Origin of the sequence: Micromonospora sp. NBC_01405 (assembly GCF_045040155.1) — a bacterium.
Classification (GTDB): Bacteria; Actinomycetota; Actinomycetes; order Mycobacteriales; family Micromonosporaceae; genus Micromonospora.
Genome location: NZ_CP109532.1, coordinates 2,010,181 through 2,024,599, shown reverse-complemented (window position 1 = coordinate 2,024,599; position 14,419 = coordinate 2,010,181). Strand labels below are relative to the sequence as shown.

The window sequence follows — 14,419 nt, the reverse complement described above, 5'->3', positions numbered from 1 at the left end:
GCATGTCAACCATGGCTGTTCCGGACGTCGCCGTGGCCCAGGTCGACGAGGGCTTCTGGACCCGCACCCGCAAGATCGGCGCGGTGCTGCTGGCGCTCGGCGTGCTCGCGACGGTGCTCTTCGGAGCGCTCGCCACCGACCGGCAGGCCCGCTTCACCCTCAGCGAGACCGAGGGCGGCGCGGCGCTGGAGATCCACGGCACCGTCGGCGCGATCCTGTTCGGCATCATCGCCGCGGCGGCCGGCGCGGCCCTGATGGCCGGGGTGCCGAAGCGCTGGTTCACCGTGCTGCTCGGCGTCGGGCTGGCCGCCTTCGTGCTGTCGTTCCTGTGCTGGCAGGTCTCCGCCGCCCCGGAGGGGCGGAACTTCATGCCCCTGGTCAACATGGTGCGCGGCACCTTCATCCTGGCCCTGCCGCTGATCTTCGGCGCGCTGGCCGGGGTGCTCTGCGAGCGTTCCGGCGTGGTCAACGTGGCCATCGAGGGACAGTTGCTGATGGGCGCGTTCAGCGGCGCGCTGTTCGGCAGCCTCTCCGGCAGCGTCTGGGTGGGCCTGGTCGCCGCCGCGATCGGCGGCGCGTTCATCTCGCTGCTGCTGGCCGTGTTCGCCATCCGCTACCTGGTGGACCAGGTGGTCATGGGCATCGTGCTGAACCTGCTGGCGGTCGGCATCACCGGCTTCCTCTACGAGCGGCTGATGCAGACCAACGCGGAGAAGTACAACTCCGCGCCCCGGTTCAGCAACTGGGAGATCCCGCTGCTCAGGGACATCCCGGTGCTGGGGCCGGCGCTGTTCCGCAGCAACATCTTCCTCTACCTCGGCCTGCTGCTGGTGCTGGTGATCCACATTGCGCTGTTCCGCACCCGCTGGGGCCTGCGCACCCGGGCGGTCGGCGAGCATCCCACCGCCGCCGACACCCTCGGCGTGAAGGTGCTGGGGCTGCGCTACCGCAACGTCCTGCTGGCCGGGGTGGTGGCCGGGATCGGCGGCGCGTCGTACACGCTGGCGCTCTACTCGTTCACCAAGAACATGATCGGCGGCAAGGGCTTCATCGCCCTGGCCGCGCTGATCTTCGGCCGGTGGAGCCCGACGGGGGCGCTGCTCGCGGCGCTGTTCTTCGGCTTCGCCGACCAACTCGGCACGTACCTCGGGGCCGTCGGCAGCAGCATCCCCAGCCAGTTCCTGGCCATGCTGCCGTACCTGGCGACCATGCTGGCGGTGGCCGGACTCGTCGGCAAGGTCCGCGCGCCGGCCGCCGACGGCAAGCCGTACATCAAGGGCTGAACTCGTCTCGGATCCGTGCCCGGCGGGAATTCCCGTCGGGCACGGCCGGTTCCGGGGCCGTGACGCATCGATGATCCGGCCGTACCTGAACGGGTTCGTGGTGCCTGAACTGCTGACGGACGACGATGGCGACCCGGTGCAGCCTGCGAGCATGGAGACGCTGCACCCCAACCAGGACGGCAACCTCGCCTACGTCCGTACCCTGAACGGGTACATGGATATGTATGGCTACCGCTGGTGACGTCACGTGGAGCCCGGCTGTCCTTCAACCGGGCTCCACGGCTCGAAGGGGAAGAGACGCGCATGATCCGAGCGGCCTCGCTCGCCGGGGCACTGGGGGCGCTCGGGGCGGCTGTGCTCGCGTCCCTGTGGCGTACCGAGGCTCTGCTCTTCGCGGGTTGCGAGCCGGAGACCATCGGCGACTGCCTGACCTGGCGACTGCCCGTGCTCCTCGTCGGTCCGCTGGTCGTGACCGCCCTGGTCTGGCTCGCGCTGTGGGTGTCCGGTGTCGACCGGGCGGTGCCGTCGGCCCTCCTCGGGGCCATCGTCACAGCCGACGCCCTCCTGTTCTACGAGGCGTTCCAGCCGCGCTGGACGCCGCCGTCCGCCGGGCTGGCCGCGGTGTTCGGCGCGGTCGGCTTCGCTGGGGGCGTCCTGTTGGGGGTCCGTCGGCTGCCGGTGGCCGTCCAGGTCGTCGCGGCGGTGGCGCTGCTGCTGGCGCCGTACGGGTTCTTCCCCGTCCTTCACGGTACGGCGCGGCGGGCCAACCTGGAGGAGGAGTTCTCCCAGCTCGGGCTGCCTCTGTTGGTGACGCGGGTGGACGGCTACCAGGTCGTCGCGGCTCACGCCAACCGTGGCGACCGAAGGCTCTCGGTGTCGATGCACAGGGGCGAGCTCTGGTTCACGATCGTCGTGGTACCCGTCCCGACGGGCTTCGCGCCGCCCACGCACTGCGGGCCCACCACCGACGAACTCGACCGCGACCAGCCCACCACCGACCCGGCGAGCGCGCCGCCGTGCCGACCTGTCGGACCGGATCACTGGGTACGCGTCGAGCGGGACGACCCGGTCCATCTCGTCCGTAGGAACGAGGTGCTGGTGTACGTCGACCCCGGCATCGACGTGCCCGCCGCCGACCTCGGCGCAGCTGCGGCGAACCTGACCGAGGTGACCCCCGGGCGGCTGGCGGAGCTGGCCGTCGGCTGAGTCGGGCCGCGTCTGCGCGCCCTGCCCGTGCCTGACCGGCGCCAATTGGGCAGAATGGCGGGATGACCGACATCGACTGGGAGCGGCTGCGGGCCGCCGCCACCGAGGTGATGCGCCACGCGTACGTGCCGTACTCGAAGTTCCCGGTCGGGGCCGCCGCCCTGGTCGACGACGGCCGGATCGTGGTCGGCTGCAACGTCGAGAACGCCGCGTACGGGGTGGTGCTCTGCGCCGAGTGCGGGGTGGTCTCCTCGCTGCACGCCACCGGCGGGGGCCGGATCGTCGCGCTCTCCTGCGTCGATGCCACCGGCGAGCCGCTGATGCCGTGCGGCCGGTGTCGGCAGCTGCTCTGGGAGCAGGGCGGCCCGCAGTGCCTGGTCGAGGCCAAGGACGGCCCGCTGAGCATGGCGGAGCTGCTGCCGCACGCCTTCGACGTGGCCGACATCGAGGCGGTGACCGGCGAGCGGCCGGTGCCGGTGGTGCCGGACCGGCTGGCCGCCTGGCGGGGGCGGGGCAGCGTCTTCGTGCACCCGGACCTGTCCGCCGGGCAGCAGGTGTGGACGGCGTACTGGGAGCGGTCGGCCGGGGACACGGAGGGCGCCGAGACCGGCGTGCTGGAGGAGGGCCCGAGCTGGGGCGACCCGGCCGAGGCGATCGCCTGGGGTCACGCCCGTACCCCGCGCGTGGTGGTGGTCGACGCGACCGGCACCATCTTCTGGGCCGGCGAGGGCGAGCCGCCGATGGAGGTGCCGGTCCGCTGGGCGGGCTGAGCCGGGTGGTGGCGGGCCGCGGCCCGAAAGCTGCGAGGACGAGAAGAGGAACTCAACGGTGAGTGCTTTCACGGCGGTCGACGTCATCCGGGCCAAGCGGGACGGCGGCGTGCTGAGCGACGCCCAGATCGACTGGGTGGTCGACGCGTACACGACGGGTCTGGTGGCCGACGAGCAGATGTCGGCGCTGGCCATGGCGATCCTGCTGCGCGGGATGAGCGCGCCGGAGATCGCCCGGTGGACCGCCGCGATGATTGCCAGCGGGCAGCGGCTGGACCTGTCCGCCGTCGACCGGCCGACCGTCGACAAGCACTCCACCGGCGGCGTCGGTGACAAGATCACCCTCCCGCTCACCCCGCTGGTCGCGGCGTGCGGCGGCGCGGTGCCGCAGCTCTCCGGGCGGGGCCTGGGCCACACCGGCGGCACCCTGGACAAGCTGGAGTCGATTCCCGGCTGGCGGGCCGCGCTGACCAATGACGAGTTCATCCGGCAGCTCCGCGAGGTGGGCGCGGTGATCTGCGCGGCCGGCGACGGCCTGGCCCCGGCAGACCGCAAGCTGTACGCGCTGCGCGACGTCACGGGCACTGTGGAGGCGATCCCGCTGATCGCCAGCTCGATCATGAGCAAGAAGATCGCCGAGGGGACCGGCGCGCTGGTGCTGGACGTGAAGGTCGGCTCCGGTGCGTTCATGAAGTCCGTCGATGACGCCCGGGAGCTGGCCCGCACCATGGTCGAGCTGGGCGGCGCGCACGGGGTGCGGACCGTCGCCCTGCTCACCGACATGTCCACCCCGCTCGGGCTGACCGTCGGCAACGCGGTCGAGGTGACCGAGTCGGTCGAGGTGCTGGCCGGGGGCGGCCCCGCCGACGTGGTGGAACTGACCCTGGCCCTGGCCCGGGAGATGCTCGACGCGGCCGGGCTGCCCGACGCCGATCCGGCGGCGGCACTGCGCGACGGCCGGGCGATGGACTCCTGGCGGACGATGATCCGCGCCCAGGGTGGCGACCCGGACGCGCCCATGCCCACGGCGAACGAGATCGAGGTGGTCACCGCCGACGCGGACGGCTTCGTCTCCTCGGTCGACGCGTACGCGATCGGGGTGGCGGCCTGGCGGCTCGGCGCGGGTCGGGCCCGCAAGGAGGACCCGGTCAGCGTGCCGTCCGGGGTGGTGCTGCACAAGCGACCCGGCGACCCGGTGCGGGCCGGCGAGCCGTTGTACGAGCTGCGCGCCGAGCACGCCGCCCGGATCCCGGCGGCGCTGGCCGAGGCGGCCGGCGCGGTACGGATCTCGGCCACCGCCCCGGCCACGAAGCCGCTGGTCATCGAGCGGATCGGCTGAGCCGGACGAGCGGCAGGGGGCCGTGGTGCCGCCCACCGGAACCGGCTATTCTCCCAGGCCACGGGGGACGACCAGCGCTGAGTTGATGCGACTGACAGGGATCTGAGCCGTGCGCATACCCGCCCCCGACCCGCGAGAGGTCCGAGAGGCCAGCCTGGACGAGTTGTCCCGGTTGGGACTGCCCCTGCCCCCGAGCCAGTACCCCCTGGTGTGGGAGCCGGGCGACGAGATCGAGCTGCGGCCGACCGTGGAGATCGAGGCCAGGATCGCGGTGCTGCACCTGATCCTGGCCCGGTGCTTCGGCATGCCGCCGCAGGCCGCGATGAGCTGGCTGCTCGCCTCGCACCTGGTCGACATGGTCACCCCGCCGGAGGGGCAGTTCGTGATGGGTGGCCGGGGCGACCACCGGTCGTTCGTGCTGCACCACGACGCGCTCTTCTCCCTGGCCTGGGTGCTCGGCCTGACCAAGCAGCTCGACCCGACCATGCCGGTGGACGACCGGCTGGTGGAGCGGCTGCCGCAGATCGCCGCGGGGGAGACGTTCGCCGAGTGGCGTTCCCGCATCCTCGCCGCGCCCCAGCACCCGGCCGACGCGGCGGCCCTGCTCGACCTGCACTACTGCCTCGACTGGGCGTACCTGGAGCTGGAGCGGTCCGGCCGGTCGCTGCCGGGGCTGGTCGACGCGAACGCCATCGGGCAGCGCCGGTGGGCGCTGGAGTGGGCCGTGGTCCTGCGGGGGCAGTACCACGACGAGCCGCCGGGCTGGGAAGAGGTCGACCTTTCGACCTGAGCCGCTCAGCGGGGGCGGTGCACGCTCAGCCGGACCGCGAGGGTCACCCCGACCGGCTCGGGCAGCGCGGCGGTCCGCGCGGCGCGGGCGGCCGGGTCGGCGTGCCAGGCGCTGGGCCCCATCCCGACCAGGGTGGCCACCTCCGGGTGGGTCAGCTCCAGCCGGGACCGCAGCACCGTTGTGGCGACCTCGTCGAACTGGCCGGCCAGGCTCCCGGCGACCCGGTCGGCCTTGGCCGGGTCGACCCGCAGCAGGTCGAGCGCGTCGACCAGTTCGGTGAGGTGGTCCTCGGCCGGGGTGACCACCAGCAGCGCGCCGGCCGGGTGCAGCACCCGGCGGAACTCGGCCCCGTTGCGCGGGGCGAAGACGTCGAGCAGCACGGCGACGCTGCCGTCGGCCAGCGGTAGCCGCTGCCAGGTGTCGGCGAGGGCCGCCGCCGCGCGCGGATGGGCCCGCGCCGCCCGGCGCAGCGCCGGCTTGGACACGTCGAGGGCGAGGCCCACGGCGTCGGGCAGCGCCGCCAGCACCGCCGCGAGGTGCCGGCCGGTCCCGGCGCCGGCGTCCACCACCAGCGGGTACGCCCCGTCCGCCGCCCCCGTCGGCACGTCGCGGGCCGCCTCGGCGAGCGCGGCGGAGACCAGGTCGTAGTGGCCGGCGGCCAGGAAGTCGGCGCGGGCGGCCACCATCTCGGCGGTGTCCCCGATGTGCGGGGCGCGGCCGGCGAGCAGGTTGACGTACCCCTGGCGGGCCACGTCGAAGCTGTGCCGGCGCGGGCAGCGCAGCGCCCGGCCGGTCCCGGCGACGGCCTCCGCGAGTGGCTCCGCGCAGACCGGGCAGCGCAGCCGGCCGACGATGCGGGGATCGGTCACCGGGGTCACCGTAGCGACCGGCCCTCGTCGGTCAGGTGGTCGACGACCCGGTGCGTGAGCGCGTCCAGCGCGGCGATCTCGTCGGGGGTCAGCAGGTCGATGAGGTGCCGGCGGACCGCCGCCACGTGCCCGGGGGCCGCCGCCTCGACGGCGCGTCGGCCCTCGGCGGTGAGCGCGACGACCGCGCCCCGCCCGTCCGCCGCGCACTCCTCGCGGGTGACCAGGCCACGCTGCTGCATGCGGGTCAGGTGGTGGGAGAGCCGGCTGCGCGACCAGAGCATCCGGTCGGCCAGCTCGCTGAGCCGCAGCCGCTGGTCGGGCGTCTCCGCCAGGTCGGAGAGGACGTCGTAGTCGGGCTCGGAGAGCCCCGCGTCCCGCATCAGCTCGCGGGCCAGCTCCAGGTCGAGCAGGCGGCGCATCCGCCGGTATCCGCGCCAGGCGCTCTGCTCCCGCTCGTCGAGCCAGCGTGGTCGTTCCATGCCGGCCATCCTAGCCATCTGGTTGACATGTCATCAATCCGCCTCCTAGGGTAGGTGACATGTCAACCAGATGGTCGAGCCGGCCGGCCGCCGCCCTCGCCCCGCTGCGGGTGCCGGCGTGAACGCCCGGCTGTGGGAACTGTTCGGGGAGCGGGGCCGGGGCGTGCTGGTCACCCTGCGGCGCGACGGGCGGCCCCAGCTGTCCAACCTCGACTTCCTCGCCGAGCCCGGCCTGATCCGCTGCTCCACCACCGCCGACCGGGCCAAGGTGCGCAACCTGCGCCGCGACCCCCGGGCCAGCCTGCACGTCGCCACCGCCGACGGCGGGGCATACGCGGTCGCGGAGGGCGTGGTCACGCTCACCCCGCCGGCGGCGGCGGCCGACGACGCAGCCGTCGAGGAACTGGTCGAGGTCTACCGGCGGATCCGTGGCGAGCACCCCGACTGGGCCGAATACCGGGCGGTGATGGTCGCCGACGGTCGGCTGGTGCTCCGGCTCGCCGTCGAGCGGGTGTACGGCTGGCGTCCCTGACCGGGCGCGGGGCCGGCTTCCCGGTCCGGCTGGCCTTTCGGTCCCGGCGGCCTCCCGGTCCGGCCGGGCGGGCCGGTCCGGTCGGGCGGCCCGGGTGCCCGGCCGGACCAGACCACGGGGCCGGCCCGGTCCGGACCGGCGGCACGCCGGCCGCCGATCCCCGCCGGTCCATAGGCGGGCCCGGCGGGGCCGACTAGGGTCTCAGCATGGTCGCGACAATTCGTTACGAGGACATCGTCAAGGTCCCGAAGGCGCTGCTGCACGATCACCTCGACGGCGGCCTGCGGCCGGCGACAATCGTCGAGCTGGCCGCCGAGGTGGGTCACGAGCTGCCCACCACCGACCCCGAGTCGCTGGGTCGGTGGTTCGTCGAGGCGGCCAACTCCGGGTCCCTGGAGCGCTATCTGGAGACGTTCGCGCACACCGTCGCCGTCATGCAGACCCCGTCGTCACTGCGGCGGGTGGCCAGGGAGTGCGCCCAGGACCTGGCCGCCGACGGGGTGGTCTACGCCGAGGTGCGGTTCGCCCCCGAGCAGCACCTGGAGCGGGACCTGACCCTGGACGAGGTGGTGGAGGCCGTCGTCGCCGGGTTCACCGAGGGCGCGGCACTGGCCGCGGAGGCCGGCACCCCGATCCGGGTCGGCACACTGCTCACCGCGATGCGGCACGCCGCCCGGTCGCAGGAGATCGCCGAGCTGGCCGTCCGGCACCGGGACGCCGGTGTGGTCGGCTTCGACATCGCCGGCGCGGAGGCGGGCTTCCCGCCCACCCGGCACCTGGACGCCTTCGAGTACCTCCAGCGGGAGAACTTCCACTTCACCATCCACGCCGGCGAGGCCTTCGGTCTGCCGTCGATCTGGCAGGCCATCCAGTGGTGCGGCGCGGACCGGCTCGGCCACGGGGTGCGCATCGTCGACGACATCACCCCCGGCGAACCGCCGACGCTCGGCCGGCTGGCCGCGTACGTGCGGGACAAGCGGATCCCGCTGGAGCTGTGCCCGTCGTCGAACGTGCAGACCGGGGCGGCGGCGTCCATCGCCGAGCACCCGATCGGGCTCCTGCGCGACCTGCGCTTCAGGGCGACGGTGAACACCGACAACCGGCTGATGAGCGGCACCTCGATGTCCCGGGAGATGGCGCTGCTGGTGGACGCCTTCGGCTACGGCTGGAAGGAACTCCAGTGGTTCACCATCAACGCGATGAAGAGCGCCTTCATCCCGTTCGACGAGCGGCTGGCGATCATCGACGAGGTGATCAAGCCCGCGTACGCGAAGCTGCTGGGCTGATCAGTGGCGGTGCGGGTGGCCGGCGAGCAGGTCGGCCACCCGGCGCAGCACCTCGCCGGCCGGGGCCGGGTGCGCGCCGAGCCCCGCCTGCCGACGCAACACCGCAGGCTCGGCGCGCAGCAGGGCCAGCCCTCGGCGCAGCAGTACGCCGGGGGCCTTGCGCTGTTCTGCGAGGTCACGGGTGAGTCGACGGAGGAAGGTGGTCCCCCGCGGGCGGCGCAGCGCGTACGCCCCGGCGAGCAGCCCTCGGCGTCGACATTCCTCGACGATCTCGGCGGCGAAGATTCCTTCGGCGATGAAGAATGGCGACCCGGCTACCTCGAATGGCCGGGTGGCCACCCGGCGGTCCGCACCGATCGCATAAACCGGCACTTCGGCCTTTCCGTGCCGGGACAGGCTGGCAATGGTCTCCACGGCCGCCTCGGCGTCCCACGACCGCGGTGAATCCCAGTCAACGAGGTTGTTCTGACGCGGCAACGTAGGGTCATCGCCGTCCTTGTAGAAGTCGTCCAGACATAGGACCGGGAGCCCGGTTCGTTGCGCGATGTACGACTTTCCCGAGCCGGATGGGCCAGCGAGCAGGACGACGCGGTGCGGATGATCCATTACTTTGTGTGACTCCGGCCAGACAGATTGCGAGCAAATTGCATCAACATCTCATCACACCCCCGGCAACCGCCAACCTGGGCTTTCTCTTTGGAACACGGCGTGATGGAATCTCGGAGGTCCGACCCACCGGGTCGGTCGCTGGGCGTTGCCCGGGGCAACGCGCGGACGCTGTGATCGCGAGGGCGGTGACGTGAGCAAACGGCCGAAGACGGCGGGCTCCTTCCTGTCGCGACTGCGTCGGCCGGCCGGCCGACTCCGCGACATGCCGATCTGGTCAAAGCTCGGTCTCATCATGATCGTGCCGACCATCGCGACGGTGGTCGTCGGTACCAGCGGCCTCGTCGACAACCTGGACACCCTCGGCAACGCCAACCGCTCCGGCGACCTGGCCAACCTCGTCGACCACTCCGGCAAGCTGGTCAACAGCCTCCAGGACGAGCGCACCTCGGCGGTGCTGCTGCTCGGGGCCGACGGCGAGCAGTCCAGGGCCCGGTACCAGGAGTCGTACAACCGGGTCAACGGCCAGGTGGACCAGGACACGAGGCCCTACCTGCAACAGCGGAACAAGATCGAGGACCTGCCGGCCAGCCTGGACGGCCTCCTCGACGGGATCGACCAGAACCTGAAGGACCTGCCCGGCACCCGCAGCCAGGTGTTCAACGGCAAGCTGAAGATCATCGACGCGATGCAGGCGTACGAGGGTCTGATCAACGACCTGCTCGCCGTCCGCGACTCCGCCACCCAGCTCGCCGGCGACAACGACCTCAGCGACCGGATGCGGGCCTCGGCCGCCGTCGCCCGCGAGAAGGAATACCTCTCGGTCCGCCGGGTCGTGGTGCACCGCGCGCTGATCCAGCGCGAGCTGACCCCGGTGCTGCGCACCGACTACATCGCCAGCGGCACCGGCCAGCAGCAGGCGCTGCAGAGCTTCAAGGCGGTCGCCAACTCCGCCGAGGCGGACCTGCACGACCAGACCGTATCCGGCGGTGACCGGCGCGAGGCGCAGAACTACACCGGCTGGATCGACGGCAACATCAACGGCAGCATGACCGAGGCGCCGTTCGCGGCGGACCAGTGGGACGCGGCCATGGTGGCCAACGCCAAGCTGATCCGCACCGTCGAGGCGAAGCTGGACGGCGACGTGGTCCGGCAGGCCGACGGGTTGCGCTCGGACGTGCAGCGCACGGTGTTCGTCCAGACCGGACTGCTGCTCAGCATGCTGCTGCTGGCCATCCTCTTCGCCTACCTCGTCGCCCGGTCGATGGCCCGCTCACTGCGCGACCTGCGGGAGGGCGCACACAAGATCGCCCGGCACGGGCTGCCCCAGGCGGTCGCCCGCCTGCGCGACCCGCAGCTCTCCAACCAGCTCTCCCCGGTCCAGCTGGCCAACCAGATCGCCGAGCCGCTGCCGGTCCGCAGCAAGGACGAGTTCGGTCAGGTGACCGAGGCGTTCAACGCGGTCCACCTGGAAGCCGTCCGGACCGCGGCCGAGCAGGCCGCGCTGCGCGCGTCCGTCGCGACCATGTTCGTCAACCTGGCCCGCCGCTCGCAGATCCTGGTCGACCGGCTGATCGGCCACCTCGACCGGCTGGAGCGCGGCGAGGAGGACCCGGACCGGCTGGCCGAGCTGTTCCAGCTCGACCACCTGGCCACCCGGATGCGCCGTAACGACGAGAACCTGCTGGTGCTCGCCGGTGCCGACTCCACCCGCGTGCAGCGCGAGCCCGCAGCGCTGATCGACGTGCTCCGGGCCGCCCAGTCCGAGGTTGAGCACTACACCCGGATCGAGTTCGGGGTGATCGACCGGGACATCGAGGTCGCCGCGCACGCCGTCAACGACCTGGTCCACCTGGTCGCCGAGCTGTTCGACAATGCGACCGCCTTCTCCCCGCCGGACTCGCAGGTGATGGTGGAGGCCCGCCGCGTCGGCGACCGCGCCTCCCTCTACGTCGAGGACCGGGGCATCGGCATCAGCGGCGACCAGCTCAGCGAGCTGAACGATCGGCTGGCCACGCCGCCGCAGGTGGACGTGGCCGTCTCCCGGATGATGGGTCTGGTCGTGGTTGCCCGACTGGCGTCCCGACACGGGGTCAGGGTCGAGTTGCGGCCCGGAGCCGACCGAGGCACCGTCGCCGACGTCACCCTGCCCACCTCGGTCCTGGTGCCCCGCGCGCTCTCCGGCCGGGTCCAGCAGCCGTCCGCGCTGTCGGCCTCCGGCCCGCAGCCGTCCGCGCTGCCCCCCGGCCCACAGCCGGCCGGGGCGCCCCCGACCCTGGGTGCCTTCGCCGCCTTCGGCGGCGGCCCGTCGGCTTCCGCGCCCACGCAGCGGCCGGGGCACTCCGGCAACCAGGTCACCCTGGGCGGCCGGACGTTCGACCCGGCCTCGCGCAACGGCCAGGGCACGCCCGCCCCGGCCGGCGGTTCCGTCCGGTCGATGCCGGCCTGGTCCGACCTGACGGGGGCCAGCGGGGTCAGCGGCGGTGACACCCGCGGCCCGCGCACCTCGAACGGGCAGCCGATCGACCCGCTGCCGCAACGGCGTGCCCCCGGCGACGCCGACCCGGACAGCACGGGTCAGCAGCCGGTGATACCTCGGCAACTGCCGAGCAGCCCGGAGACCCGGGGCTGGACCCCGCCGCCGGTCTCCGCCCCTCCGGTCTCGGGCGCGCCGGTCTCCGGCCAGCCGGTCTCGGCCGCCCCGTTCCCAGGCCAGCCGGTTTCCGGCCAGCCGTACTCCGCAGCGCCCGTCTCCGGTCAACCGTTCTCCGCGCCGCCGCTGCCGAGCCGGCCGACGCCGTCGGCCCCGGGGCCGGCCGCTCCGCCGGCCTGGCCGCCGGTGGCCCCGCCGGCGCGGGAGCCGGCCACCCCGCCGGTGCCCGAGCGCCTCGCCGCCGCCCTGGACATGACCACGGAACTGCCGCGGGTGCCGCGCACCGACGTGCCGCCAGGGCCGTACGCCCCGGTCGCCCAGCCGGCCCCGGGCCGGCCGGGGCCCCCGCAGGCCCAGAACCAGCAGCGGTACGCCGACGAGACGATGGAGCTGCCGATCTTCCGGGAGCTCGAGTCGGCGTGGTTCCGCACCCGCCGGGCGGGCTCCGAGGAGGGCGCCGCCCAGCCGGCGCAGGCCAACGGAGCCACGGACCGGGCCAACAGCGCCGTGACCCAGCAGTTCTCCGCGGTCGACGTCGCCGACCGGGCCGTTCAGACATCAGGACCCCGGACGACAGGTAACGCACCGATGGCAGACATCCCGATGGCCGCAGGAGTGTCCCGCGACAACGGGCTGACGACCAGCGGTGGCACCCAACGCGGTCCCGCCGTCGACCCGTTGACGGGCCGCCGGCCAGGCAGCGCCTGGCAGACCTCGGCCGACGACGGCTGGCGGGCCGCCTCGGCGGCCACCGAGGTTCCGGTCGCGGAGACCACCCGCCAGGGCCTACCCAAGCGGGTGCCGATGGCCCAGTTGGTGCCGGGCGCGGTGGAGAAGCCAGCCGTCTCCGCTCAGCGCCGTACGCCGGAGGGGGTCCGCGGCCTACTCTCCGCCTACCATCGAGGCGTGCAGCGCGGGCGTACCGAGCCCGACGGTAACTCGACCAGCCCGGACGTGACTCCGGGAGGGCAGCAATCCTCGCAGTCTGGCTCAGGCCCGGTGGCCGGGAGCGGGCAGAAGGAGCAACAACGATGACAACTACGCAGGATCTCGGTTGGCTGCTGGCCAACTTCGCCGACCGGGTGCCCGGTGTCGCGCATGCGGTCGCCGTCTCCGCGGACGGCCTGCTCCTCGCGTCGTCACGAGACCTTCCGCGTGACCGGGCCGACCAGTTGGCCGCGATCGCGTCCGGTCTGGTCAGCCTGACCCAGGGAGCGGCCCGTTGCTTCGAGGGCGGCGCGGTGTTGCAGACAGTGGTCGAGATGGACAACGGCTTCCTGTTCCTGATGTCCATCTCGGACGGTTCGTCCTTCGCCGTGCTCGCAGCTCGCAGCTGCGACGTCGGGCAGGTCGGCTACGAGATGGCCCTCCTGGTCGACCGGGTGGGCGACGCGTTGACCCCGCAGCCGCGTGCGGCTGTGGGGATGATGGGCTGACCTACGCGCTGACCGGTTGGTCAGGCGGGGCGGCAAGGACAACGACGAGGGGTTCCGTTCCAGGGGCCAGCCGGTGTCAGGGACGAAGGGAGGTGAGCGGCGAGATGGTCGATCGTGACGAGCCGACCGGAGCGTTGGTCCGTCCGTACGCCGTGACCCGCGGTCGTACCCGCCCCCGGCTGGACATCGCCCTGGAAGCGCTCGTCGAGACGACGGTGCGCGGCCGTACCGCTGCCAGCAGCAATGGCAGCCAGGGTCGTGAACACCAGTACATCGCCGCGCTGTGTGACGGACGTGTACAGTCGCTCGCCGAGATCGCGGCGCGGCTGCAGCTTCCGCTCGGCGTGGCTAGGGTGCTCATCGCCGACATGGCGACGGACGGCCTGGTCGCGGTCCACGAGCCGACCATTTTGGGCGACTCCGACGACTCGGTGGGCACTGAACTGCTGGAGAGGGTGCTGAGTGGACTTCGCAGGCTCTGACATGTCGCACCGCCCGCCCGCGCCGAGCGGCCGGGTGACGTCGGCGAAGATCGTTATCGCCGGTGGGTTCGGCGTCGGCAAGACGACGCTGGTCGGCTCGGTCTCGGAGATCACTCCGTTGACCACCGAGGCCATCATGACCTCGGCCGGCGTGGGCGTCGACGACACCCGGCAGGTGCCGGGAAAGACGACGACCACGGTGGCGATGGACTTCGGTCGTATCTCGATCGACCGGGACCTGATCCTTTACCTGTTCGGCACACCCGGCCAGACCCGGTTCTGGTTCATGTGGGACGAACTGGTCCGGGGCGCCATCGGCGCGGTGGTGCTGGTCGACACCCGACGACTGGCCGACTGCTTCGCGGCCATCGACTTCTTCGAGCACCGGCGGCTGCCGTACCTGGTGGCCATCAACTGCTTCGACGGGATGCAGTACCACAACCCGCAGGACGTCCGGGACGCGCTGGCGATCTCGCACGACGTGCCGGTGGTGGCCTGCGACGCCCGGAACCGGGAGTCGACGAAGCACGTGCTGATCTCGCTGGTCGAGTACGTGTTGACGATGCGCCGCTCGCGCGCCGTCACGCCGGCCTGAGATTCGCCCGGGCAGCGCCCGGTGACCGGCACGCCGCCAGGTCACCGGGCGCTACCTGCTGTCCGAGACCGCCCGCCCGCTCGCCGTCCGATC

Annotated in this window: 15 protein-coding genes; 12 read left to right on the top strand and 3 right to left on the bottom strand. The window is 72.7% G+C overall.

The features are described 5' to 3' along the window. Window positions 1-2: 2 nt before the first annotated feature. The 6 genes from OG559_RS07890 to OG559_RS07865 all read left to right on the top strand — a co-directional run bounded on the left by OG559_RS07890 (window position 3) and on the right by OG559_RS07865 (window position 5,388). Window positions 3-1,283, top strand: a complete 1,281-nt coding sequence (locus tag OG559_RS07890) for an ABC transporter permease (RefSeq protein ID WP_405113866.1) — start codon at window positions 3-5, stop codon at window positions 1,281-1,283. A gap of 100 nt (window positions 1,284-1,383) precedes the next feature. Then, window positions 1,384-1,524, top strand: coding sequence for a hypothetical protein (locus OG559_RS07885; RefSeq protein WP_405113864.1), 141 nt, complete (start codon window positions 1,384-1,386; stop codon window positions 1,522-1,524). 62 nt (window positions 1,525-1,586) lie between these two features. Beyond that, the gene (locus OG559_RS07880) at window positions 1,587-2,489 is read left to right on the top strand and encodes a hypothetical protein (RefSeq protein ID WP_405113862.1); all 903 of its coding nucleotides are present in this window, start codon (window positions 1,587-1,589) and stop codon (window positions 2,487-2,489) included. Between the two features lie 62 nt (window positions 2,490-2,551). After that, window positions 2,552-3,259: a cytidine deaminase gene (locus OG559_RS07875; RefSeq protein ID WP_387019611.1), complete on the top strand. Its 708-nt coding sequence runs from the start codon at window positions 2,552-2,554 to the stop codon at window positions 3,257-3,259. A gap of 58 nt (window positions 3,260-3,317) precedes the next feature. Beyond that, window positions 3,318-4,598: a thymidine phosphorylase gene (locus tag OG559_RS07870; RefSeq protein ID WP_405113860.1), complete on the top strand. Its 1,281-nt coding sequence runs from the start codon at window positions 3,318-3,320 to the stop codon at window positions 4,596-4,598. Window positions 4,599-4,707: 109 nt separating this feature from the next. Next, window positions 4,708-5,388 carry a DUF4272 domain-containing protein gene (locus OG559_RS07865; protein ID WP_405113858.1) on the top strand — a complete coding sequence of 227 codons (681 nt, stop codon included), beginning with the start codon at window positions 4,708-4,710 and terminating at the stop codon, window positions 5,386-5,388. Window positions 5,389-5,393: 5 nt separating this feature from the next. Here the strand turns inward: OG559_RS07865 and OG559_RS07860 are convergent, their stop codons facing one another. Then, window positions 5,394-6,257: a putative RNA methyltransferase gene (locus OG559_RS07860; RefSeq protein ID WP_405113856.1), complete on the bottom strand. Its 864-nt coding sequence runs from the start codon at window positions 6,255-6,257 to the stop codon at window positions 5,394-5,396. A gap of 5 nt (window positions 6,258-6,262) precedes the next feature. After that, entirely contained in the window at window positions 6,263-6,736 is a 474-nt protein-coding gene (locus tag OG559_RS07855; RefSeq protein ID WP_405113854.1) for a MarR family winged helix-turn-helix transcriptional regulator, read from the bottom strand. A gap of 70 nt (window positions 6,737-6,806) precedes the next feature. On the opposite strand from OG559_RS07855, the gene OG559_RS07850 reads away from it, so the two are divergent. Then, window positions 6,807-7,268, top strand: coding sequence for a PPOX class F420-dependent oxidoreductase (locus OG559_RS07850; RefSeq protein WP_405113852.1), 462 nt, complete (start codon window positions 6,807-6,809; stop codon window positions 7,266-7,268). A 206-nt stretch (window positions 7,269-7,474) separates the two neighbouring features. Continuing rightward, window positions 7,475-8,554: an adenosine deaminase gene (locus OG559_RS07845; RefSeq protein ID WP_405113850.1), complete on the top strand. Its 1,080-nt coding sequence runs from the start codon at window positions 7,475-7,477 to the stop codon at window positions 8,552-8,554. Here the strand turns inward: OG559_RS07845 and OG559_RS07840 are convergent, their stop codons facing one another. Then, window positions 8,555-8,893: a hypothetical protein gene (locus OG559_RS07840; protein ID WP_405113848.1), complete on the bottom strand. Its 339-nt coding sequence runs from the start codon at window positions 8,891-8,893 to the stop codon at window positions 8,555-8,557. Between the two features lie 460 nt (window positions 8,894-9,353). On the opposite strand from OG559_RS07840, the gene OG559_RS07835 reads away from it, so the two are divergent. From OG559_RS07835 to OG559_RS07820, 4 genes are all read left to right on the top strand, one after another. Beyond that, window positions 9,354-12,848 (top strand): nitrate- and nitrite sensing domain-containing protein, encoded by a 3,495-nt coding sequence (locus tag OG559_RS07835; RefSeq protein ID WP_405113846.1) that lies wholly within the window; start codon window positions 9,354-9,356, stop codon window positions 12,846-12,848. Continuing rightward, window positions 12,845-13,249, top strand: a complete 405-nt coding sequence (locus OG559_RS07830) for a roadblock/LC7 domain-containing protein (RefSeq protein WP_117671056.1) — start codon at window positions 12,845-12,847, stop codon at window positions 13,247-13,249. The genes OG559_RS07835 and OG559_RS07830 overlap by 4 nt, the downstream gene beginning before the upstream one ends. 104 nt (window positions 13,250-13,353) lie before the next feature. Continuing rightward, complete coding sequence (locus OG559_RS07825; protein WP_387020390.1) at window positions 13,354-13,731, top strand: DUF742 domain-containing protein; 378 nt, start codon at window positions 13,354-13,356, stop codon at window positions 13,729-13,731. Between the two features lies 1 nt (window position 13,732). Further along, on the top strand, window positions 13,733-14,326 hold the full coding sequence (locus OG559_RS07820) for a GTP-binding protein (RefSeq protein ID WP_396669302.1): 594 nt from the start codon (window positions 13,733-13,735) through the stop codon (window positions 14,324-14,326). The last annotated feature ends 93 nt before the right edge of the window (window positions 14,327-14,419 follow it).